Source organism: Pseudomonas sp. MS15a(2019) (assembly GCF_013277805.1).
GTDB classification, from domain to species: domain Bacteria; phylum Pseudomonadota; class Gammaproteobacteria; order Pseudomonadales; family Pseudomonadaceae; genus Chryseomonas; species Chryseomonas benzopyrenica.
In genome coordinates this window covers 277,317-300,795 of record NZ_VBTN01000011.1, presented here as the reverse complement: position 1 = coordinate 300,795, position 23,479 = coordinate 277,317, and the positions used below count along the sequence as shown (strand labels likewise).

The 23,479-nt window shown below is 65.4% G+C and carries 15 protein-coding genes and 1 tRNA gene; 12 read left to right on the top strand and 4 right to left on the bottom strand.

Annotated elements, in window-relative coordinates; all coding sequences use genetic code 11:
- The first annotated feature begins 82 nt into the window (after positions 1-82).
- From FEZ61_RS18510 to FEZ61_RS18470, 9 genes are all read left to right on the top strand, one after another.
- Entirely contained in the window at positions 83-1,846 is a 1,764-nt protein-coding gene (locus tag FEZ61_RS18510) for a type I secretion system permease/ATPase (protein ID WP_173149893.1), read from the top strand.
- On the top strand, positions 1,846-3,168 hold the full coding sequence (locus FEZ61_RS18505; RefSeq protein ID WP_173149891.1) for an HlyD family type I secretion periplasmic adaptor subunit: 1,323 nt from the start codon (positions 1,846-1,848) through the stop codon (positions 3,166-3,168). The genes FEZ61_RS18510 and FEZ61_RS18505 overlap by 1 nt, the downstream gene beginning before the upstream one ends.
- Before the next feature lie 4 nt (positions 3,169-3,172).
- Positions 3,173-4,567, top strand: coding sequence for a TolC family outer membrane protein (locus FEZ61_RS18500; RefSeq protein ID WP_173149889.1), 1,395 nt, complete (start codon positions 3,173-3,175; stop codon positions 4,565-4,567).
- A 447-nt stretch (positions 4,568-5,014) separates the two neighbouring features.
- The gene (locus FEZ61_RS18495; RefSeq protein ID WP_346342869.1) at positions 5,015-5,884 is read left to right on the top strand and encodes a cell wall-binding repeat 2 family protein; all 870 of its coding nucleotides are present in this window, start codon (positions 5,015-5,017) and stop codon (positions 5,882-5,884) included.
- Between the two features lie 2 nt (positions 5,885-5,886).
- On the top strand, positions 5,887-7,038 hold the full coding sequence (locus tag FEZ61_RS18490) for a DUF4214 domain-containing protein (RefSeq protein ID WP_173149887.1): 1,152 nt from the start codon (positions 5,887-5,889) through the stop codon (positions 7,036-7,038).
- An 84-nt stretch (positions 7,039-7,122) separates the two neighbouring features.
- Entirely contained in the window at positions 7,123-9,633 is a 2,511-nt protein-coding gene (locus tag FEZ61_RS18485) for a glycosyltransferase (protein WP_173149885.1), read from the top strand.
- The gene (locus FEZ61_RS18480) at positions 9,626-11,980 is read left to right on the top strand and encodes a glycosyltransferase (protein ID WP_242455192.1); all 2,355 of its coding nucleotides are present in this window, start codon (positions 9,626-9,628) and stop codon (positions 11,978-11,980) included. The genes FEZ61_RS18485 and FEZ61_RS18480 overlap by 8 nt, the downstream gene beginning before the upstream one ends.
- The gene (locus tag FEZ61_RS18475; RefSeq protein WP_173149883.1) at positions 11,977-13,779 is read left to right on the top strand and encodes a glycosyltransferase; all 1,803 of its coding nucleotides are present in this window, start codon (positions 11,977-11,979) and stop codon (positions 13,777-13,779) included. Before FEZ61_RS18480 ends, FEZ61_RS18475 begins: the two co-directional genes overlap by 4 nt.
- 6 nt (positions 13,780-13,785) lie before the next feature.
- Positions 13,786-16,749: a glycosyltransferase family 4 protein gene (locus FEZ61_RS18470; RefSeq protein ID WP_173149881.1), complete on the top strand. Its 2,964-nt coding sequence runs from the start codon at positions 13,786-13,788 to the stop codon at positions 16,747-16,749.
- A gap of 195 nt (positions 16,750-16,944) precedes the next feature.
- Here FEZ61_RS18470 and FEZ61_RS18465 read toward each other — a convergent pair.
- Positions 16,945-17,020, bottom strand: a tRNA-Thr gene (locus FEZ61_RS18465).
- A gap of 117 nt (positions 17,021-17,137) precedes the next feature.
- On the opposite strand from FEZ61_RS18465, the gene FEZ61_RS18460 reads away from it, so the two are divergent.
- Entirely contained in the window at positions 17,138-17,485 is a 348-nt protein-coding gene (locus tag FEZ61_RS18460; protein WP_017641691.1) for a hypothetical protein, read from the top strand.
- A 141-nt stretch (positions 17,486-17,626) separates the two neighbouring features.
- Here FEZ61_RS18460 and betA read toward each other — a convergent pair whose 3' ends face one another.
- From betA to betI, 3 genes are all read right to left on the bottom strand, one after another.
- Entirely contained in the window at positions 17,627-19,369 is a 1,743-nt protein-coding gene (gene betA / locus FEZ61_RS18455) for a choline dehydrogenase (protein ID WP_173149879.1), read from the bottom strand.
- Positions 19,370-19,459: 90 nt separating this feature from the next.
- Positions 19,460-20,932, bottom strand: a complete 1,473-nt coding sequence (betB, locus tag FEZ61_RS18450) for a betaine-aldehyde dehydrogenase (protein WP_064309161.1) — start codon at positions 20,930-20,932, stop codon at positions 19,460-19,462.
- A gap of 261 nt (positions 20,933-21,193) precedes the next feature.
- Positions 21,194-21,781 carry a transcriptional regulator BetI gene (gene betI, locus FEZ61_RS18445; protein ID WP_017641694.1) on the bottom strand — a complete coding sequence of 196 codons (588 nt, stop codon included), beginning with the start codon at positions 21,779-21,781 and terminating at the stop codon, positions 21,194-21,196.
- A 195-nt stretch (positions 21,782-21,976) separates the two neighbouring features.
- Here betI and FEZ61_RS18440 point away from each other — a divergent pair, with 195 nt between their 5' ends.
- Complete coding sequence (locus FEZ61_RS18440; protein ID WP_173149877.1) at positions 21,977-22,387, top strand: helix-turn-helix domain-containing protein; 411 nt, start codon at positions 21,977-21,979, stop codon at positions 22,385-22,387.
- Positions 22,371-23,372: an LLM class flavin-dependent oxidoreductase gene (locus FEZ61_RS18435; protein ID WP_017641696.1), complete on the top strand. Its 1,002-nt coding sequence runs from the start codon at positions 22,371-22,373 to the stop codon at positions 23,370-23,372. The genes FEZ61_RS18440 and FEZ61_RS18435 overlap by 17 nt, the downstream gene beginning before the upstream one ends.
- Positions 23,373-23,479: the final 107 nt, after the last annotated feature.

Here is a 23,479-nt window from a genome sequence, read left to right as displayed (position 1 = left end):
GGTAGGGGGAACACCCCTGAAAAACCTGTGATAGAGTCCGCACCCTGCGGTTTTGTTCCTTCTTGTCCCCGCTGGTATCTGCATGCAATCCAAACCCAAGACAGATCTCGAGCAGGCGTTGATTGCCTGCAAGGGCAGCTTTCTAACGGTCGGCTTTTTCAGCCTCTTCATCAACCTGCTGCTGCTTGTCCCTTCCTTCTACATGCTGCAGGTCTACGACCGCGTCCTGAGCAGCAGCAGCATCACCACGCTGGTGATGCTCACCCTGATCATGCTGCTGCTGATGGCGACCTACGGCGCCCTGGAATGGATCCGTTCGCGCATCCTGGTGCGGGTTTCCACCCGCCTGGATCTGGTGCTCAACGAGCGCCTCTATGACGCCAGCTTCAAGCAGGCGCTCTACACCGGCGGCGCCCAGGCCTCGGCGCAACCGTTGAATGACCTGACCGGCCTGCGCCAGTTTCTGACCGGGCAGGGCCTGTTCGCCTTCTTCGATGCCCCCTGGCTGCCGATCTACATCGCGGTGATGTACTTCTTCCATCCATTGTTCGGCGCCCTCACCGTGCTTGGTGCGATCCTGTTGATCCTCTTGGCCTATGCTAACGAGAAGCTGACCGGCAAGCGGCTGGCCGAAGCCAACCAGGAAAACGCCCGGGCGACCCAGTTCACCAGCAAGAATCTGCGTAACGCCGAGGTGGTGGCCTCGATGGGCATGATGCCCAGCCTGTTCAAGCAGTGGCGCAAGCGCAACACCAATGTCCTGGCCCTGCAGGCACGTGCCAGCGAGCACGGCGGCGCCCTGACCAACCTGTCCAAGACCCTGCGCATGGTGCTGCAGTCGCTGATCCTTGGTCTGGGTGCCTGGCTGGTGATCGATCACCAGATCACCCCCGGTCTGATGACCGCCGGTTCCCTGCTGCTGGGCCGTGCTCTGGCGCCTATCGATCTGATGATCGGCAGCTGGAAAGGCTTCATTTCCGCCCGTGGCCAGTACGCCCGCCTCAACGAGATGATGCGCAACGTGCAGGCCGAGCCGCCGCGCATGTCGCTGCCGGCGCCCAAGGGCAATATCTCGGTCGAGCAACTGATCCTGACGCCGCCTGGCGCCTTCCAGCCGATCCTCAAGGGCATCTCGTTCAACGTCACCGCGGGTGCCTCGGTCGGCATTCTCGGTGCCAGCGCGGCGGGCAAGTCGACCCTGGCGCGGGCGCTGCTGGGCATCTGGCCGGCGCAGAGCGGCAAGGTGCGCCTGGATGGCGCTGACATCGCCCAATGGAAGCGCGAAGAACTCGGTCCGTACATTGGCTACCTGCCCCAGGACATCGAACTGTTCGACGGCAGCATCAGCGACAACATCGCCCGTTTCGGCCAGGTGGATGCCAAGGCCGTGGTCGAGGCCGCCGAACTGGCTGGCGTGCACGAGATGATCCTGCGCCTGCCCCAGGGCTACGACACCATCATCGGCGCCAACAGCGGTGCCCTTTCCGGTGGTCAGCGTCAGCGCATCGGCCTGGCCCGTGCCGTCTATGGCAATCCGCGCCTGGTGGTGCTGGACGAACCCAACTCCAACCTCGACGAGGCGGGCGAGAAGGCCCTGGGGGCTGCGCTACTGCGCCTCAAGCAGACGGGCGCGACGCTGTTCATCGTGACCCACCGCGTCAGCGTCCTGGCCTACGTCGACAACCTCATCGTGATGAACGACGGCCAGATCGTCATGTCCGGCCAGCGTGATCAGGTCCTGGCGCAATTGCAGGGCCGCCCCGCGGCAACGCCCGTGGCCGCCGCTGAAACCGAGTCCCTGCCCAGAACCGATGGCAGCACTGAGCAATCGGGAGGTATGGCCTGATGAATACCCAGTATCTCGCTGAAGCCGAGGCCGAAGGCCTGAAGGTTTCCGACAAGCCGGTCCGTCGACTGGGCTATATCATCCTGATCGTCGTCTTCGGTCTGGGCGGTCTCTGGGCCGGCCTGGCCCCGCTCGACAGCGCCGTGCTCGCCCAGGGCTATCTGACCATCAAGAGCTCACGCAAGACCGTGCAGCATCTGGAAGGCGGCATCGTCAAGGAGCTGATGGTCCACGACGGTGACCACGTCAAGGCCGGCGATACCCTGATGCGTCTGGACGATACCCAGGCCCGTGCCCAGCTCGAAGCGGCGCGCAGCCAGCTGATCGCCTCCCAGGCACTGGAAGCGCGGCTGATCGCCGAGCGCGACGATCGCAACGACGTGACCTTTGGCACCAGCGACTTCCCTGAGGATGACAAGCGCGTCCAGGAAGCCCGCAACAGCGAACGGCAGATTTTCCTGGCCCAGCGCAATGCGCGTCTGGGAGAAATCGACGTCCTCAAGAACAAGAGCGCCGAGCTCGAGCAGCAGATCCGCGGCTTCTCGGCGGTCATCCAGAGCAAGCAGGGTCTGTCGCAGTCCTATGGCAGCGAGATCAAGGACCTGAGCGAGCTGCTCAAGCAGGGCTACGTCAACAACGAGCGCCTGCGCGACCAGGAACGCAACCTCTCGCGCCTGCAGGCCGAGATCGCCGATCAGCAATCTGCCATCGCCCGCGCCAAGGTGCAGATGGGTGAAACCAAGCTGCAGATCCTGCAGACCACCCAGAAATTCAAATCCGACGTGGCCAACAAGCTGGCCGAGACCCAGTCGCGCATCTATGAATTGCGCGAGCGGGTAGGGGCCTTGCAGGACACGGTGAATCGGACGGTGATCAAGGCGCCGGTGGACGGCATGGTCATGGGCCTGGCGGTGCATACCATCGGCGGCGTCGTGGCACCCGGTACCCACCTGCTGGACATCGTGCCGCTCGGCGCCGACCTGCTGGTCGAGGTCGAGGTGCAGCCGAACGATATCGACCGTATCGAACTGGGCAAGCTGGCCGAAGTGCGCTTCAGCGCCTTCAAGAACGCCACCACCCCCATCCTGGAAGGCGAAGTCGTCTATATCTCCGCTGACCGCTTCACCAACGAGCGGACCGGTGCGCCCTACTACCTGGCACGCGTGACCCTGACCGACAAGGGCCGGGCCGACCTGGGCCGTCGCGAGCTGGTGCCGGGCATGCCAGCCGAGGTGCTGATCAACACCGGCGCCCGTACCCTGCTCAACTATCTGCTCAAGCCGGCGCGCAATGCCATGGCGCGTTCGATGATCGAGGAGTAAGGCGATGTTCAAGCCCGCCCGACTGCTTCTCGCCCTGGGTCTGGCCCTGCCGCTGCTGGGTCAGGCGGCGCCTGTCGCCACCCATGAGCCGGCCGCCTACCTGGATCTCTGGCAGCTGTACCAGAAGACCATGGAATCCGATCCCCGCATCGGCGGCGCGGATGCCCAGGTCAAGGCCAGTCAGGGGCAGCAGGACGGTGCCTTCGGCCAGATGCTGCCGCAGCTGAGCGGTGGCGCCTCCACCAGCCGTATCAAGCGCACCGAAGGCCCCCAGACGCTGTTCTACGACGGCCAGACCTACAACCTGAGCCTGACCCAGGCGATCTACAACCCAGCCGCCTGGCGTGGCTTCAAGAAGTACAGTGAGCTCACCAAGCAATATCGCTCGCTGGCCGAAGACACCCGCATCCAGTCCGCCGCGGATGTGGTCCAGCGCTACTTCGCCGCTCTGGCGGCCGAGGATGAACTGGAACTGGCCACCGCCGAGCGCCAGGCGACCCAGCGCAACCTCGACAGCGTCTCGGCGCTGTTCGACCGGCAGCTGGCGACCATCACCGACAAGCTGCAGCTGTCCGCGCGCGTGGACAGCCTGAAGACCGCGGAAATCGAAGCCAAGAACCAGATCCAGGTGACGCGCGAAGCCCTGGCCGAGCTGGTCGGGCGCGATATCTACCAGCCCTTCAAGCGCATCGATGACCGCACCCTCTTCACCGCGTTGCCGGGTACGGAAACCGACTGGGTGCAGTCGGCCATCAATCACAACCCGGCGTTGCAGGCCAAGCAGGAAGCCCTGAATTCGGCCGAGTATGCCGTTAGCGAGGCCAAGGCCGGCCATCTGCCTACCCTGAGTCTGCAATTCGGTGCGCAACGCAGTGACTTCGCCTACGAGAACGTCATCGCCGCGGACGTCGTCGATACCTACTCGGCCAGCCTCAATCTGCAGATTCCGATCTACAGCGGTGGTTCGGTGAGTGCCCGGACGCGCAGTCTGTATGGTTCCCAGGAATCGGCTGAAGAAGACTACGAAGCGGTGCGCCGCCAGGTGGTCAAGGAAACCAAGACCGCCTACCTGAAGAGCTTTGCCAGCCTGAGCAAGATCGAGTCGTCGCGCAATGCGCTGAACTCGGCGGTCAAGGCGCGCGAGGCGAGCGAGAAGTCCTTCTCCTTCGGCGCGGCTACCGCGGTTGACGTGCTGAATGCGGTGCGCCAGGAGTACAGCGCCCGGCGCGACTATCTGCGCGCGCAATACGATTTCATCACCAACCAGCTGGTCCTGCTGCGCTGGAGCGGTGACTTCAAGGATGCCGACATCCAGCGCATCAATGCCTGGCTGACCGTGCCCAAGCCCGACGAGACGCGCAAGACCGGACTCAAGCCGGAAGACGCCGAGCGCGGCTGAAACCTCTCGCAGCGGCAACCAGGGTGTCGGCCTCGAAGCACCGATACCCTGGTTGCGACTCAACCGGCACGGCTGCCGGATCTCTCCCTGCCTCTGCCTGGGCGCCTACGCGCCGCGCCTGGCTTGGCTCAGGCGTCATCTCGCGTTAGGTCCACCTGTTTCTACTTCTTCGTTCCACCCTGTGCGCGATCGGGTTTTCCGAGTAGCCGCAATGGAGTGTTCCGCGTGAATCAGACACATTAAGTCACAATTTTTTAGTCTGTCTATACCGCTCTATTTCGGGCTTCTTGCTGAAGTAGAGTGCTGGTGCGTCCGGGAAACGAGCCGTCTGTAGCCCCTTTTTGCCCGCTGATCGGTTTATCACAATAAATGCGATGTCTGTCACACTTTTTGGGTGATCTTAGCGCCCTGAGCGTTAATGACCATAACCGTAGCGAGGCTAATCAGGTGCAGGATCTGAAGGAATTCACCTTCAAAACTCGCTTGTTGAGCCTGGAGCCGGGCCTGTACATCGCGCGCTATGCCTCCTTGCACGATGCCGAGCGCCCCTGCCTGATCAGCCTGCAACCGACCCTGATCGGCAAGAGCACCGTCGATTTCTTCCCTGGCGAAAGCGTGGTTCGCAACACGCTGGCGCAGCTGGGCGACACCTTGATCATTCGGGTGAAGAACGGCTGCGGGACGCTGCTGATCACCGAGTATCAGCTGCAAGGAGTCAGCCTGCAGACCGTCGACCTGCGGATCGATCGCATCGACACCTCCGAGTCGATCCTGCGCCCAACATCCGGAAATGCCGACATCGGACAGCCCGGGGCCCGGGCAGCGACCGTTGCACTCGAGCTGACCGGACACTTCGCCGAGGGCGTCTCGAGCGTTCACGCCACGACCCTGGGCGACCCTGCGCGAACTCAACGCCTGGAAGGCTTCCGCATCGATTGGCCCGGACGCCCCGCAGGGGTCGATCTCGCCTATGGCTGCCAGATTGCCGGCGTGCTGCAGCCAGCGGTCACTACCGGCCAGTTTCTCGGCGCCTCGAATAAGCAGCTACCCATCACCGCGATCGCCCTTGCCCTGGTCGGTCCGCGCCGGGCCGACTATCGGCTCGAGGCCTGGGCCGGTTTCGCCGGTTTGGCGCCGCAACCCCTTTTGCCCGGTGAGGAGTGCGTTGCCCCGGCGAATGCCTTCCTGACCGCGCTGCACGTATCGATCAACCCTGGCGTCGAGATGAACGCTTGCTGCTACCAGTCTCCCTGGGATGGTCATGACCCCCACCGTTCGATGTGCGCCTTTCGTGAAGAAGCGCTTCAGGAGACTTAACCATGCAATACGATCAGCCCGTCAGCGCTCAATCCGTTCAGAATTCCCTGACCTCCACGTCGCTGAGCTCCAATACCCTGGCGGCCATCTCCTCGGTACTGGGTCTGAACAGCTCGACCAGTGCCAGCGCCAAGGTCGCCGTGACCAACTACGACGGCAGCACCGTCAATACCGTCCACAACAGCAACGGCGAAGCCGTCGCACCGCAGCTGGTCCTGCTCAACAACCTGGGCTCCAGCGGTAGCCAGGTGACCCTGAACATCCCGAACGCGCTGGCCAATGCCCATGCCTTCGTGTTCGATACCCAGGCTACCGTTACCGTGACCTTCGGCGCCTCGGCCCAGACCGCGCAATCCGCACAGGTCATCAAGGACGCACCGGTCAATACCGCCGATTTCGATCGCGTCATCGTCGGTGGTACCGGTGGCAACACGATCACGGTCACCGACAACGTGAATACCTACATCGATGGCGGGGCTGGCAACGGCACCATCACCCTGGCGGGCGGCAGTGATACCGTGGTGCTCCATGGCGGGGTTAACACCATCAAGACCGGTGCCGGCAACGATACGGTCTATGCTGGCAACGGTCATGACACCGTCGACGGCGGTGCGGGTTTTGACGTCGTGGTGGTGAACGGCAAGCTGGCCGACTACGGGGTCAAGGTCGGCAGCGATGGCACCGTCACTCTGAGCAGCACGTCCAGCACTGCGCCTGGGGTCGTTACGGCGAAGGACGTTACCTTCTTTACCGACGCCGATGGCAAGAATTCCCTGACGGTGACCTCCACTGAAACTGAGGCGAGCGCCATTCGGCTGTACGAGGCCCTGCTTGGCCGTGAGGCCGATCAGGCGGGGACGCACTATTGGCTGGACAATGTCGCGGCCAATGGCGGCAACGTGACGGCCATCGCCAACGCCTTCCTGGGCTCCAGCGAGTACCAGAGCAAGATGGGCGGCGCCTCCGACGCGACCTTCCTCCAGTCCCTCTACCAGAACATGCTCGGCCGCAGCGCCGATGCGGCGGGTCTGGCGTACTGGGAGAGTGCACTCGCCGATGGGGCCTCGCGGGCCTCGGTGGTGGTGAGCATCGTGGGCTCGACAGAGGCCCAGAATCACGACACCGGGGTGCTGGTCATCGCCGGCCAGGTCTGACGCCTCACCCCCGACGACGGACCTCCGGCGCGCAGCCGGAGGTCCTCTGTCGTTGGCGCGGGTCCTTGCACGGGAGTTTCGATCTTGAGCTCTGCATCGCTCATGGAGGACTATCAGGCGCTCCGGCAGACCGGCTGCCTGGGGATCGCCGCCGAGCGCCTCGCGCTGGCCCTACGAGTCACCGAACAACGTCCGGTTGCCCTGGTATCCGAAGGGCTGGAGGCCTTGCAGCAAGGCCGGCTGGAAGATGCCTTCCTGGCCTTGGCCGAGGCGGCTACCCGGCTCGGGCCTCAGGGCGAGGTCTGGGCCCTGCTGGGCCATGTGCTGCTGGCGAAGGGTGAACACCAGACTGCCTTCGACCTGCTGTCGGCGCCGGCCAATCCCGCACGCATGACCACCGCGGTCCGTCTCCTGCGCCTGCGCGCCCTGATCGCCTTGCCAGGATTCAAGAATGAACAGCTGGCGGCCGAATTGCCCTATGCCGGCAGTGCCGCCGAATTGGGTCTGCTGCTCGCACATCTGCCGCCGGGCTGCTGGGGGCAGGTGGAATTCGATCCGCTGCGCCGGGAGATCCACGGCTGGGCTCTGGATACCCGCCGCCCTCGACAGTCCCCCCGGTTGACTCTGACGCTGGAGGGGCAAGCGCCGAGCCTTCTGATCGCCAGACAATCCTGTCCGCTCCTGGCGGAGGCGGGCAATGCCGGTACCCATGGCGGCTTTCGTCTGCAGCTGACCGAGGATGTCGCAAGCCTGCGGCTGCAGTGGCCCGACGGCCAGGACCTGAGTGGTAGTCCCCTGGCCACTGGCGTCTTGAGCGTCCCGACCCCCGCGATCCCGTCCGGGCAGTCGCCTGATCCGGTCGTCGATGTGCTGATACCGGTCTATGAGGGGCGGACGGCTGCCCTGGCCTGTATCGAGAGTGTCCTGCGCAGCCGTGCGGCCAATCGCACGCCCATGCAGCTGGTCGTGCTCGATGATGCCAGCCGGGATGCGCATCTTATCCAGGCGCTGGAGGCCCTGGCCGCGGCGGGTGACATCGAGCTGCACCGGCGCCCGGTCAACCTGGGCTTCATCAGGAACATGAATCGCGGCATGACGCTACACGGCCAGCGTGACGTGGTCTGGCTCAACGCCGATACCCTGGTCGCCGGAGCCTGGCTGGACCTCTTGCGCGAGACGGTCCAGGAGCGCCCGGACGCCGCGACCGCCACGCCGTTCAGCAACAACGGTGAGCTGCTGAGCTTTCCGGCCCCTTGCGAGGGCTATCCGCTGCCGACAGCGGACGAGCTGGAGATCCTCAACACCCAGGCGGCAGCGAGCAACGAGCCGGCGCCCGAGGTCGAGGTGGGCTGTGGCTTCTGCCTCTATATCAGACGCTCCGCGCTGGACGATGTCGGCCTGCTCGATGAACTCCATCTCCAGCGGGGCTATGGCGAAGAGACCGACTGGTGCCTGCGTGCCCGCGAGCGTGGCTGGCGGCATCTGGCGGCCCATCGGGTCTTCGTCGGTCACCAGGGTGGGGTCTCCTTCGGCCAGGAGAAACTGGCGCGGGTCGCCTTCAACAATGCGCTGCTGCGCGAGCGCTATCCCGCAGCTGATCGCGCCTTCGAGCGCTACCGCCAGCAGGATCCACTGCGGTCCTATCGAGATCGTCTGCAGCGCGCGCGCCTGGTCTTGCTCGGCCCCCGGATCGCGACGGCGGGCATCATTGCCCAGGTCGCGCCGGCCAGCCATTTCGCACGGCTGGCGTTAGCGGGCGGGGAGGCGCCGGCTTGCACCCTGGCCCATCGGCAGCACGACGGCCAGTTGCTCATCGAGCTACGCCTACATGGCTACGGCTTGCCTGTGCTGCTGGACTATCGCTTGCCCGCCCAGGCCGAGCTGCTGCTGGAGGATCTGGGGCAGCTGGCTCCGGCCCGGTTGCGCTATCTGCAGGCCGCGGACTGCCCCGATGCGCTGCGGGCGCTGCCCCTGCAGTTGAACATTCCCCATGAGGTACAGGGCAGCGATGACTTTGCCTCGCCCTTGCTGGAATCCGCTGCGCTGTTCCTGCAGCGGGCCAGGGCACTACTGACGCCCTATGCGACCCTGACGGCTTCCCTGCACCTGCGCTGTCCGGCAGTACCGGTTATCCAGCTGGCCGCGCCCAGGGCCGGGTCGGCCCTGCCGCGGACGGAGCTGGGCAATGTGCTGATCGGCGATCCTCTGCAGGCACCGGGCCTGGCGCAGCGCTGGCTGGTGGTCTTGCGACGCTGTCGGCGGCGTGGCCTGAAGTGCCGGTTCCTGCTCGGCGATTCCTCACCCTGGACGACGGCGCTGTTGGCCATTGGCAATGTCCGGATGCTTCCCGAGGTCCCCGGCATCGCGCCGCAGCGGCTGCCAGCGCTGGCGGGATGCACCCTCGTCCTCAGTCTGGAGCAGGCCCCGACCACCACCTGGTGGGCCCCCGAGCGCGCCCGTACCGCCGGGCTGGTCTTGCACGCCCCGGCAGGCCGGGTGGCCCACGAGGCGGGCGCCCAGCGCCTCAGTGCACTGCCGCCAGCGCTGGCGGCCGTGTTGAACGAAGTCTTTCCTCTCGGTTTTCTCCATGAATGATTTTGCTCGGTCCGGCTCTGCCATCGTCGAAGGACGTATCGAGGGTTTGTACGGAGGCGTGCTCCAGGGCTGGGCCTGCGACCTCGCCCAGCCGGACCTCAGGCTCGCCCTCGAAGTGCTCGTCGATGGAGCCAGCGTGGCCTTGGTACGCGCCGACGAGTATCAGAACGGGCCTTGCGTTGGCGATGGCTTTCACGGATTTGCTCTGCAGCTGCGCGAGGCCTGGCTGGCCGACGCTCACCAGATCGTCGTACGGGTAGCCAACGGTGGCCCCCGCGTCGGCGACCCCCTGGAGTTGCCGTGCGCAATACCCGTCGCGGCGACCGCGCCTGGCAGCCAGGTCTGGTACGGCGGTGGGTTGGCGGTGACCGGCTGGCTGTGGTCCGCGGAGACGCCAGGGACGCACCTGGAGGTGCGGGCGCGGCTGGCCGATCGGATCGTGGCCCGCGGTCGCGCTAATCTCTGGCACCCCGCCCTCAGCTATCGTCCCGACGCCGATCACGGTTTCCGGCTGGAGCTACCCTGGACGCTGGCTGATGGCGGGCGCCACGAAGTCCATATCGAAGACCCGCAGGGCCGGCCGTTGGCCGGTAGCCCCATCCTCGTCTGCTGCCGGGCCGAAGGCCTTGGCGCCCTGCTGGCCGCCGGCTGGCCGGAGCAGGCCGCGCCCGAGCTGCGTGAACTCGCCATGCGCCTGGCCCAGGACTACGCTCAACGTTGTCCGCGCAGTGCCGGCTTTGGCCACTATCCCCAGTGGTTCGCCCTGCACCAGCGTCCGCCGGCCTTTCCCGAGCAGGTAGCGGACCAACGGATCGCCGTGCTGCTCTATGGCGAAGCACCGGACTATGAACGCCAGGCCTGCCTGGACAGCCTGCAGGCACAGCGTCTGGCGCCAAGCGGTCAGCGGGTCGCCACGGCCGATTTTGCCGAGTCGCTGCGGCAGCTGATCGACGAGGGGGCGGACGGGGTCCTGTTGCTGCCCTTCAGCTCGCGCTTGCGGCCCCAGACGCTGGATCAGCTGGCGCTGGCCTTGCTGGGCCGCCAGGACGAGTTGCCGGCGGCCTGGGCGTTCGCCGATTGTGACCAGGACCAGCCGGACGGCAGTCGCGGCAATCCCTGGTTCAAGCCCAGCTGGGATCTCGATCTCTATCTGGGGACGGATCTGTTTACCGAGACCGCTCTGTTCGGCCGCGCGGTCATCCTTGCGGCGCTGGACGCCCTGGAGCGCACGGCGAAGGCACCGCATGACCGTGAGGCGGTCGTCGCCGCGCTGATCTGGGCGACCCTGCGCGCCGAGCTGCCGGTGGCGCGGGTCGCGCAGGTGCTCAGCCATCGCAGCGCCCTCTGTCCGGCGACGCCCGCCGAGTGCGACCGTCAGAAACCCGAGCGCCTGGAGCGCCTCAACGGGCTGCTGGAGCGACTGCGTCCGGGTAGCCATCTGAGTCGTCAGACGCAGCTGCCGGGCGCGCTGCGCGCCCACTGGGCGCTGCCCGAACGGCTGCCCAGGGTCAGTCTGATCGTGCCTACTCGCAACGCCTTCAGCCTCTTGCAGGCCTGCCTGGAAGGCCTGCTGGAGGCCACCGACTATCCCGCCCTCGAAGTCATCGTCATCGACAACGGCAGCGACGATCCGGCGACGCTGGACTACCTTCAGGCGTTGCAGGCCCGCGGCGTGAAGGTGCTGGCGCATCCCTATCCGTTCAACTACGCCACCCTCAACAACCGGGGGGTGGCGCTGGCGACCGGGGAATACGTGGGTTTCATCAACAACGACATCGAGGTGCTGCACCCGGACTGGTTGCGCGAGATGGTCAGTCTGGCGGCCAGGCCCGAGGTCGGGGCCGTTGGCGCCAAGCTGCTGTGGCGCAACGGGATGGTGCAGCACGGCGGCGTGGTGGTCGGCATCAACGGCCTGGCCGCCCATACCGGCAACCACTGGCTGCGCGAGGATCCCGGCTATCTGGGCCTCAATCAGCTGACCCGTCAGCAGAGCGCCTGTACCACGGCCTGTCTGCTGATGCGGCGCGATCTCTACCTCGGTCTCGACGGCATGGATGCCCAGCGCTATCCGGTGGCCTTCAACGATGTCGACCTGTGCCTGCGCATCGATGCACTGGGCCTGAAGGTACTCTGGACCCCCTTTGCCGAATTGCTCCACGCCGAGTCGGCCACGCGCGGCAAGGACAGCTCCGCCGACAAGGCCGCTCGCGCCCAGCGCGAGCAGCGCGCCCTCTACGAAACCTACTCGACCCAGCAGCTGACGGATCGTTTCTACAGCCCCTCGCTGAACCAAGACTGGGCCCTGGGACCCTACGGCGGTCTCGACCTGGCGCCGGACCGGACATGAGCGGCGATTTGGCCGAGTACTGGCAGGAAGGCCCGCAGGCCCTGCGCGGCAGTGACTACTACCGGGTGCCTATCGCGCGTCTGGCGGTGGCCGGCGTGGCTGCCTTCCATCGGCTGTTCCTGCTGATCTGGCAGGTGCGGCCACTCGATCTACAGCCGCGGTTTCCCCTCGACGACGACGCGGCCCGTGGCGCCTACCTGGGCTGGCTGATCACCTCGGGCAGCCGGGAGTATGCCGCGCTACGGGAACTGGATGACTTCTGGGCCGAACTTTCCGGACCCGCATCCCTGCCGGCGACCGCCTGGTCGGGTGGCGTGTCGCGCCTGATCCTGGCCCTGATCCAGCTGCGTGATGACCTGGGTCTGTCCACCCGCCTGGAGGACGAGCAGGCACAGCGAGCGGCATTGGCCTGGTTCTTCTTTGGCGGTGGCTTTCGGGAATTGGCGCCGGGGTGCTTGGAGATCCCCTTCTGGCAGAAGACCTTTCTGCTGGATGCGGCAGCCATCGAAGATACCCGCTTCGCCCGCCTACTCCATGGGACGCGCGGCGATCTGCAGCAGGCCTTCGACCTGACCACCGCACCGGGCCGGACCGGCTACAGACAGTGGCTGAGCTCGAATGGCCGGCAGGAAACCGCGCTGGATGCGCTGCTGGGGGCAAATCGCCTGGCCTGGCCCGCGCGCAGCGGAAGCGAGCTCCAGCCGTTCGGCGTCAACCTGATCGGCTACGCCTACGGCGAGCTGGGTATCGGCGAGGACCTGCGCATGGCCGCGCGCGCCCTCGAGGCGGCGGGCATTCCCTTCGTCATCCTCAATGTGAGTCCAGGGGTGGACGAGGGGGACCGGAGCGTGGCCGCCTGGGTCGCCGCGGCGCCGCGCTATCGCTACAACCTCTTCTGCCTGACCGCCCTCGAACACGCCCGGGTCTATCTGGAGCAGGGCAGCGGCCTCCTGGCCGGCCGCTACACCATCGGCTACTGGCCCTGGGAGCTGCAGCGCTGGCCGGCGGCCTGGGCGCATAGCTTCGCCCTGGTCGACGAGGTCTGGGCGTCGAGCCGCTATACCGAGACGGCCCTGTCAGCTACCGCGGTGGTGCCGATCTGCCTGATGCCCATGGCCGTGCAGGTAGCCCCCACTGAGCCGCAAGAGCTGCTGCGCCGGCGTTTCGACCTGGTGCCAGGGCGTTACTACTTCGTCTTTTCCTTCGATGGCGGCTCTTCGTTCCGCCGCAAGAATCCCGTTGCCGTCATCAGCGCCTTCCAGGCGGCCTTCGCGCGCGAGGATCAGACGGTCGGCCTGGTGGTGAAATGCATGAGGGCCGACAAGGAGCCAGCCGCCTGGATGGAGCTGCAGGCGCTCGCCGCCGCCGACGAACGCATCGTGCTGATCGACCAGGTGCTCGCCAAGGATGACGTCCTGGCGCTCTATGCCGCCTGCGACTGCTTCGCTTCCCTGCACCGGGCCGAGGGTTTCGGCCGCGGTATCGCCGAAGCCCTGCTGCTGGGACTGGACGTGGTGGCCTCTGCGGCGGGCGGCAACCGGGATTTCTGCACGGGCGTCGCCGGGGTCGAACTCATTCCCTGCGCGGTGGTGGCAACCGGCGCAGCGGACTACCTCGAAGGCGCGGACAACTTCTGGGGCGAGCCTTCTCAGCCTGATGCCGTGCAGGCGCTGAGAAACCGGGCGAGCGCCCGGGCGGGCAGGGGCGAGCGAGGCGCGACGCTGGGCGGATTCGCTCCGGACACGGTGGGCAGGCGTTATGCGGCGAGACTTTTGGAGCTGGATCAGCAGAGGCGTTAAGGCAACATGGAAACCACGTTCATCGGGTGCGTCGACACCAGCGCCACCAAGCGCATAGAGGGCTGGGCCTACGACAAGGGCGCCCCCCTGGAGCGGGTCAAGGTCGTGGCGATCCAGTCCGGCAAGATCATCGCGTCCGCGGTAGCGAACCGCTTCAGAGCCGATCTGAAGACCATCCTCGGCAGCGATGGCTGCCAGGGCTTCATCCTCGACTTGCCCAGTCTGAAATCCTTCGAGCCCATCAGGGTAGTGGTCAGGGACAGCCAGTACGAGCTGACCAACAGCCCGGTCATCGCCAACCTGGAAGATGCCCTGACCTGCATGCAGGACACGGGACTTTACGAGCTGTCCGGCAGCGACATCCTGCCTGAGGAGTTGCGCAAGGTGACCCTGATCCGCAACTGCTACACGCAGCTGCTGGGGCGCCTGCCCAATGCCGAGGAAGCCCGGACCGCCATCGCCTTCCTGCTGGAAAAGAGCGTTTTCGAGTGGGTCCTTTCCATTCTCTACGCCGAAGAATTTCTCGGTCGCAAGCTGGATATCGGTCGCCTGCCCCAGGCGCTGGTCAGCCTGGCGCTGGCCGCCGATGGCCTGACGACCAACTGGGAACGCCTGCTGTTCTGCCTGACGCGCACGACCAACCTGGGCGATTCGCAGCAGCTGACGCTGCTGCTCCAGGACTGGACGACGGCGCCGGTCCTGGGTTGCTTCACCCTTGCGGAAGACAATGCCGTGATCGGCTGGGCGGTGGATACTCGCAATCCCTACCTGGCCGTTTCCCTGAGCCTGGAATTCGGCGGCGAGATCCGCCATATGGAAACGGCCGGGGCACCGTACAGCCTGGTCTTTCAAATTCCCCAGTTGGCTGGCGCGAGCCCGTCGAAATTGCCGCAGATCGTGGCGAATGGCTGTTCCCTGCCTTTTCTCAAAACAACCATCACGCCCTACGAGGCCTTGCTGAAAAAGGCAACCATCTACCACACGCCCCTGTGGGATGCCCTGATTCGGTCCAACGCGGCTGCCGTGCTCAAGCAGGATTCGATCCTGAGTCGGATGGACGACGGCAGCCATGCCTACATTTCCAAGTACATGGAGCACGTCCATTACGAGCGCTTTGGCCAGGCGGCAAATCTGCAATCACTCAGGGGCCGCACCGAACTGGTGAGCTGGTATGTCAATGAATTCCGCGAGCAGTGGCAGGCCAGCACGGTGTTTCCGGTGTCCGCCGGACTGATCGACTATCTCCAGGGCTGCGCCTTCAGCGACGAAGTGACCGAGCAGTTCGTCTCCAGGCTGGTGTTCCTGTTCTGGAAGAAGCATGAGGCGGACAAGGACAGCCTGTTCTCCCGGCCCCAGTACCTGCACCTCCTGTATCGCCTGATCTCTTCACCCAATGCCGGATCCGCGGCCTTCCTTAGGCTGTGCGGTGAGCGCCTGATCCGACCGTTGCAGGCGCGTCATCCGGATTCCTCCCGGTTGCCCTTCGACATCAACTGGTATTGGCGGATCGCCCTGGACGAGGAGCTGCGCGATGCCGGTGTTCGCGAGGTCTCGGCCGCCCGCTATGTGGAATTCACCTTCAACAAGGTCTTTTTCTGCTGCGCCTCCGGCTTTCACGTCGATCTGCTGCCTGGCGCCTGGCTCGATTACTGGCGGGGCGATGTCGGTGATGGCCTGGGTCGGGCCGAATGGGTCATGGCCAAGGCCTTGCTGGGCTACGAGCCCAGCTCCGAGGTGGCCAGGCAGTGGCTGGCGGACGTGTTGTACCGGCGCTATCCACAGTTGCAGATCCTGCAACCAGGTGAGGGCGCACAGGACCAGGGGCAGCTGTCCGAGCGGTTGCGGGCCCTGATCGAAGGCACCTGCCCCCTGGAAAACAAGGTCTTCGTCATCGGCCATACCTCCCAGACCGGACTGGGGGCCAATCTGCGTATGACCGTCGAGGCGCTGAAGGGACTCGGCATCAGACCGGCCATCGTCTCCGTCGACAAGGACGAACTCGAGCTGGGCGGAGAGCAGTGCCGCGAGGCTACCGAGGTCGAGCGGCCGGTGATCATCTTTCACGTCAATGCTGATCGGATTCCCTACGAGTGCTCGCGCTTGCCGGCGGATCTGCTGGAAAAGGCCCACAAGATCGGCTTCTTCCTCTGGGAGACCTCCAGTCCGCCGCTCAGCCATGGCCTGGGCCTGGACCTGATGGATGAGATCTGGGTCCCTACGGAGTATCTGCAGGACATCTATGCCCGTGTCACCACCACGCCCATCATCAACGTCGGCAAGGGGATTGCCGTACCGGTAGCCTTCGAGCCGTTCGAGCGAAAAGCCATCGGCCTGGCCGAAGAGGACTTCGTCTTTCTCTCGATCGGTGACTTCCACAGCTCGATACCCAGAAAGAATCCGCTCTCCGTGGTGCAGGCCTTCAAGGCCGCCTTCCCCTCTGAGGAGGGCGTGAAGCTGGTGCTCAAGATCAGGAACGTCGACTTCGAGCACTGGTGCAACAAGGGCGGCTACTGGGACCGGGTGCTGGAGGCCATCGGCGGTGACGAGCGCATCAGCATCCTCGACCATGACCTTTCCGCCAGCCACTACTGGGGCCTGCTGGACAGCTGCGATGCCTTCGTCTCGCTGCACAAGTCGGAAGGCTTCGGCTACGGCATCGCCCATGCCATGTTGCTGGGCAAGCCCACCGTCGTGTCCGACTATTCGGGACCCCGGGATTTCTGTACCGACGCCACCAGTTTCCTGGTCGCGGTCGAGGAGGTACGGGTCGAGGAGGGCGAGATGCCGACCCTGGTGGCGGGTGCCGTCTGGGGCAGTCCTTCCATAGCGGCGGCAGCGATCCAGCTGCGCCGACTCTACGAAGATCGCCCGGAGGCCCAGCGGCGCGCGACGAACGCCCAGGCCTTCATGCGCGCGAACTATTCGCTGGCCGCGCTCTCACGGACCTACGGCGCCAGGCTGGGACGCTAGCCACGGACATTCCGGCGGAGAGGCGTGCGGTAGACCTCTCCGCCGGTTTACCGAGGCTAGGGTCTGGGAATGACGGTTACAAAGCCTCTATCCGATCTTCACCAGCGAAGATCGGATGCGGCTGAATGGATTGGGGAGAGGTCCTGGACGGGGGCAGCCACGGCAGAGGTGGCTTGTCCAAGACCTTGAAGAAGATGGTGCCGGCACCAGGAGTCGAACCCGGGACCTACTGATTACAAGTCAGTTGCTCTACCAGCTGAGCTATACCGGCAAGGGGACGCCATTATAGCCATGGGAAAGCCCTTGTAAACCAAGGATGTGCGACGGTTAAGGCTGACGTAAGCCAGCTGCGGCTAAAATGACGCAAAGAGCTTGCGAGGAGCCGCTGATGAGAACCAAAACCCTGGCCGTCCTGGCCGCTGCCCTGGCCGGTTGCACCAGCCAGGCGAATCTTGAACGTAATCCGCCCATGGAGCTGCGCACGGGCAAGAGTGCTGAGGACTATCGCACCTGTCTGGTGGCCGGCCTGGAGAAGGATGGTCGGCACGTGCTGGTCCAGCCGCAGGGCAGCAGTGGGCAGCGCGTGCTGGTGGATAGCAAGGTGCCGGGCGCCACGGCGGCCATCATCGACATCGGGTCGGCGTCGCGCGGTACGCGCATCCAGCTGCGTGAGCAGATGGCCAACAATCCGCTGCGGCCGCGGACCATTCTGACGGCGGTGAAGGATTGTCTGTGAAATGAGCGGCTAGGCAGGCTGCCCTCACCCTGGCCCTCTCCCCGAGGGAGAGGGGGAAGAGCGGACTGCCCGTCGTCACCTGGAAAGGCATATACAAGAAGGGCGCCCGAGGGCGCCCTTCTTGCGTTCCGCTGCCTGGGATCAGGCGGCCGGTTGGTCACGACGCTGCGGGACGGGCTCGGCGGCGCGCTGGCCGTTGACGTCACGCATGGGAGTACCCCGTACCGGGGCGCCGTTGGCGACGTAGTAGGCGGCATTGCTGCGCGGCAGTGGGGCGCGTCCGCGGATTTTGTCGGCGATCTTCTCGGCGATCATGATGGTCGGGGCATTGAGGTTGCCCGTCGCGATGATCGGCATGATGGAGGCGTCCACCACGCGCAGGCCTTCCAGGCCGTGCACGCGACCGGCGCCGTCGACCACCGCCATGTCGTCGGTACCCATCTTGTTGGAGCAGGACGGGTGGTAGGCGGTCTCGGCGTGGGAGCGCACGAAGGCGTCCAGCTGGGCATCGGTCACGCAATCGCGGCCCGGGTTGATCTCTTCGCCACGATAGGGATCCAGCGCCGGCTGCTGCATGATTTCGCGGGTCAGGCGAATGCCGTCGCGGAATTCGCGCCAGTCCTGCTCGGTGCTCATGTAGTTGAACAGGATGCTCGGATGCTGGCGCGGATCGCGCGAGGTCAGTTCGATGCGGCCGCGGCTGGGCGAGCGCATGGAGCCGACGTGGGCCTGGAAGCCATGGGCTTCGATGGCGTTGGTGCCGTTGTAATTGATGGCGATCGGCAGGAAGTGGTACTGGATGTTGGGCCAGTCGAATTCCTCGCTGGAGCGGATGAAACCGCCCGCCTCGAAGTGGTTGCTGGCGCCGAGGCCGGTGCCCTTGAGCATCCATTCCAGGCCGATCTGCGGCTGGTTGTACCACTTCAATGCCGGGTACAGCGAGACCGGCTGCTTGCACTCGTACTGCAGGTACATCTCCAGGTGGTCCTGCAGATTCTGGCCGACGCCGGGCAGGTCATGGACGACCGGGATGTCGAAGCGACGCAGCAGCGGCGCAGGGCCGACGCCGGAGCGCTGCAGGATCTGCGGCGAGGCGATGGCGCCGGCGCAGAGCAGGACTTCACGACGGGCGCGCACGGTGATGGCTTCCAGGGAATCGCCCTTCATGTAGGCGACGCCGTTGGCGCGCTTGCCCTCGAAGAGGATGCGATCGGTGGTGGCGTGGGTGACGATGGTCAGGTTCGGGCGACCCTTGGCCTGGTCCAGATAGCCGCGCGCGGTGCTGGAGCGACGGCCGTTCGGGGTGACGAAGCGGTCCATCGGACCGAAGCCTTCCTGCTGGTAGCCGTTGAGGTCTTCGGTGCGCGGATAACCCGCCTGGACACCGGCTTCGACCATGGCTTCGAACAAGGGATTGGTATTCGGCTTGGCGGTGGTCACCGAGACCGGGCCGTCGCCGCCGTGCCAGTCGTTGGCCCCGGCGTCGCGCTTCTCGGCCTTGCGGAAGTAGGGCAGGCAGTCGAGGTAGGTCCAGTCGTCCAGGCCATCGAGTTGCGCCCAGTTGTCATAGTCCAGGGCGTTGCCGCGGATGTAGCACATGCCGTTGATCAGCGAGGAGCCGCCCAGGCCCTTGCCCCGACCGCATTCCATCCGGCGGTTGTCCATGTGCGGCTCGGGCTCGGTCTGATAGGCCCAGTTGTACTGCTTGCCCTGCAGCGGGTAGGCGAGGGCGGCCGGCATCTGGGTACGGAAGTCCAGGCGGTAGTCGGGGCCGCCGGCTTCCAGCAGCAGGACGGTGACGTCCTGGTCTTCGGTCAGCCGGGTGGCCAGGACGTTGCCGGCCGAGCCGGCGCCTATGACGATGTAATCGAATTCGTGTGCCATGAAAAAGTCTCCTCCTGACGGCGGGTGGGGTCGGGCCCCAGCCCCGGGCCCTCTCCAGCGGAGAGGGGAGAAAAGCGCTACGGAAGCGGCTTAGAAGATCGAGGCGTAATCGCCCAGCTCGACCTGCACCGACTTGATGCGGGTGTAGTGGCCGAGGGTGGTGAGGCCGTTTTCGCGACCGACGCCGGAGTGCTTGTAGCCACCCACCGGCATCTCGGCGGGGGATTCGCCCCAGGTGTTGATCCAGCAGATGCCGGCTTCCAGGCGATGGATCATGCGGTGGGCACGGGCCAGGTCACGGGTGACCACGCCGGCCGCCAGGCCGTACTCGGTGTCGTTGGCGCGGCGCACCACCTCGTCCTCGTCGGCATAGGCCAGGATGCTCATGACCGGGCCGAAGATCTCTTCGCGGGCGATGGCCATGTCGTCACGGCAATCGGTGAAGACGGTGGGGGCGACGAAGTTGCCCTTGGCCAGTTCGCCCTGGGTGACGCGTTCGCCACCGGTGAGCAGGCGGGCGCCTTCGGCCTGGCCCTGGGCGATGTAGCCCAGCACCTTTTCCATGTGCGGGGTGCTGACCAGCGGCCCGAAGTTGGTCTCGGCGGCCAGGGGATCGCCCAGCTTGATGCGCTTGACCCGCTCCACCACCTTGGCTTCGAAGTCGGCCTTGAGCGCCTGGGGCACGAAGACACGGGTGCCGTTGGTGCAGACCTGGCCGGAGCTGAAGAAGTTGGCCATCACGGCGATGTCGGCGGCGCGCTCCAGATCGGCATCGTCGCAGACGATCAGCGGCGACTTGCCGCCCAGCTCCATGGTGACTTCCTTGAGGGTCGAGCCGGCGGCGCTGGCCATGACCTTCTTGCCGGTGGCGACGCCGCCGGTAAAGGAGATCTTCTCGATGCCGGGATGCTCGGTCAGGGCCACGCCGACTTCCGGGCCGACGCCATTGACCACGTTGAACACGCCATCGGGCAGGCCGGCCTCGGTGTAGATCTCGGCCAGCTTCAGCGCGGTCAGCGGGGTGACTTCGCTGGGCTTGAAGATCATGGCATTGCCGGCGGCCAGGGCCGGGGCGGATTTCCACAGGGCGATCTGGATCGGGTAGTTCCAGGCGCCGATGCCGGCGACCACGCCCAGCGGCTCGCGGCGGGTATAGACGAAGGAGGTCTCGCGCAGCGGGATCTGCTCGCCTTCCAGGGCCGGAACAAGGCCGGCGTAGTACTCGAGCACGTCGGCGCCGGTGACGATGTCCACGGCCTGGGTCTCGGACAGGGCCTTGCCGGTGTCCAGGGTTTCCAGCAGCGCCAGCTCATCGTTGCGCTCGCGGAGGATGTCCACGGCCTTGCGCAGGATGCGCGAGCGCTGCATGGCGGTCATGGCAGCCCAGACCTTCTGACCTTCGGCGGCAGCGGCCACCGCCTTGTCCACGTCGGCGCGGCTGGCGCTCTGCACCACGGCAAGCACCTCGCCGGTGGCGGGATTCAGGGTTTCGAAGGTGGCGCCACCGGTAGCGGCGACATAACGGCCACCGATGTAGAGCTGCTGTTCGGCGAAACGGGCCATGGACGTTCTCCCAGGCTGGGCGGGCGTCGTGGCACCCGCAAGGAACACAGGGGGCGCGAAAGAAGGAGCTCTTTGCGCCAGCGATGAATCCAGTCTACTTAATTTTTATTGAACGTTCAATCAATGAAAAATTCATAGGCGTGCCGAGACGGGCTGATGGGCGGCCCAGAGCGGTTCGATCAGAGAGGGATGGATAAGGGAAAGCGGGAGGGAAGCCCCGGCCGGAGCGGACCGGCCGGGGTTGCAGCGGTCAGGGAGCGGTCAGGCCTTGGCCAGTTGCAGGTCCAGGTAGTCGTAGGCGATCTGCAGGGCCTGCTGGGTGTTGAAGGCGTCGCCGGAGAGGGCGCCGCGCAGCCAGAGGCCATCGATGATGGCGGCCAGGCCGCGCGCCGAGGCGCGGGCCTGCTCATGGGGCAGGAGGCGCCGGAATTGCCAGCAGAGGTTGGAATAGAGGCGCAGGTCGTTGATGCGTTGCAGGCGGCGCAGATTGGGCTGGTGCATGCTGGTGGCCCAGAAGGCCAGCCAGGTCTTCATGGCCGGGCCGCTGACCTGGGTATCGTCGAAGTTGCCCTGGATGATGGCGCGCAGGTTGGCGGCCGGGTCGTCACCGGGCAGGGCGGCGCGGCGTTCGCGCACGGCCTGGCGCAGGGCATTCATCAGATGCCGCATGGTGGCTTCGAGCAGGCCGTTCTTGTCCTGGAAATAGTGGCTGATAATGCCGTTGGAGACGCCGGCCTTGCGGGCGATGAAGGCGATACTGGCGTCGCCCATGCCGACTTCGTCGACGGCTTCGAGGGTCGCGGCAATGAGCTGCGAACGGCGGATGGGCTGCATCCCGACCTTGGGCACGAGGCATCTCCTGAACAGAGCGGAAGGAGCCTCGGAGGGTAACTATTTTTTATTGAACGTTCAATCAATAAAAACGGTCACCACCTCTTGGATTGTGCCCTGGCTGGAACGGTAGTGCCAGTCCTGACAGGTGGTTACTTTTAATAACCGCCCGAAAGGCGTAGGCTGGGAACCAGTTCTGCTTCGAGGATCGCCATGGACGCCGTGGTCAGTCGTATCTCCAGCCGTCGCCGCCTGCATGCCCATGCCTGTCCGATCAGGGATGTGCTGGACCGCATCGGCGATGCCTGGTCCTTGCTCACGCTCTTCACCTTGGAACCCGGTCCGCTGCGCTTCAACGAATTGCGCCGGCGGGTCGAGGGCATTTCCCAGCGCATGCTCAGCGTGACCCTGCGTCAACTGGAGCGCGATGGCCTGGTGTCCCGCACGGTGACCCCGACCAAGCCGCCCCAGGTGGAATACGCCCTCACCGAATTGGGCCAGAGCCTGATGGTACCGGTGGGTGCCCTGGCCGCCTGGGCCTCCGCGAAGCAGCCTCTCATTCAGCGCCACAGGGCGGCCTACGATCAGGCCGCCGAGGAGAATCCTGATGACCCGTCTCTCTAAGACCGCCCTGTCGGTCCTCGACCTGGTCCCCATCCGTGACGACGGCGATGCGACCCAGGCGCTGCACAATGCCCTGACCCTGGCGCGCCATGTCGAGCAGCTCGACTTTTCCCGCTACTGGGTAGCGGAGCACCACAACATGGACGGTATCGCCAGTTCCGCGACCAGCGTGTTGCTGGGCTATCTGGCCGCCGGCACCAGCACCCTGCGGCTGGGCTCGGGCGGCATCATGCTGCCCAACCACGCGCCGCTGGTGGTGGCCGAGCAGTTCGGCACCCTGGCCTCGCTGTATCCGGGCCGCATTGAACTCGGCCTGGGCCGCGCGCCGGGCTCGGATCAGCGCACCGCCTATGCCCTGCGCCGTGACCGCCTGGGCAGTTCCGACGACTTCCCGCGGGATGTGGAAGAGCTGCAGCACTATTTCGGGCCGCAGCAGCCGGGGCAGGGCGTGATCGCCATGCCAGGCGTGGGCACCGAGGTGCCGATCTGGCTCCTGGGTTCGAGCTTGTTCAGTGCCCAGCTGGCGGCGGCCAAGGGTTTGCCCTATGCCTTCGCCTCGCACTTCGCGCCGCGCTATGTGCATGAGGCGATCCGCCTCTATCGCGAGAACTTCAAGCCGTCCGCGGTGCTCGATCGTCCCTATGTGATGCTCGGGGTACCCCTGGTGGCGGCCGACAGCGACGACGAGGCCAATTACCTGGCCACCACCGTCTACCAGCGCATCCTGGCGCTGTTCCGCGGCGACAGCCTGCGCCTGCAGCCGCCGGTGCGCAGCATGGAAGGGGTGTGGTTGCCCCATGAGAAGGAATCGGTGTCGAGCTTTCTCGGCATGGCGGTGATCGGTGGACCGGACAAGGTCCGCGAGCGCCTGGAGCTGCTGCTGGAGAAGACCGACGCCGACGAGCTGATCTTTACCTGCGACGTCTACGAGCAGGCGGACCGGTTGCGCGCCTTCTCGATCCTGGCGGATCTGAAGGGCGGTTGATCGGGGATTGGGTCTGTTGGGCTTCGCTGCGCTCAGCCCAACCTACGTGTGCGCAGCGTTATCCACGTCGATGAGCCGTAGGTTGGGTTGAGACGGCTTCATCGTCG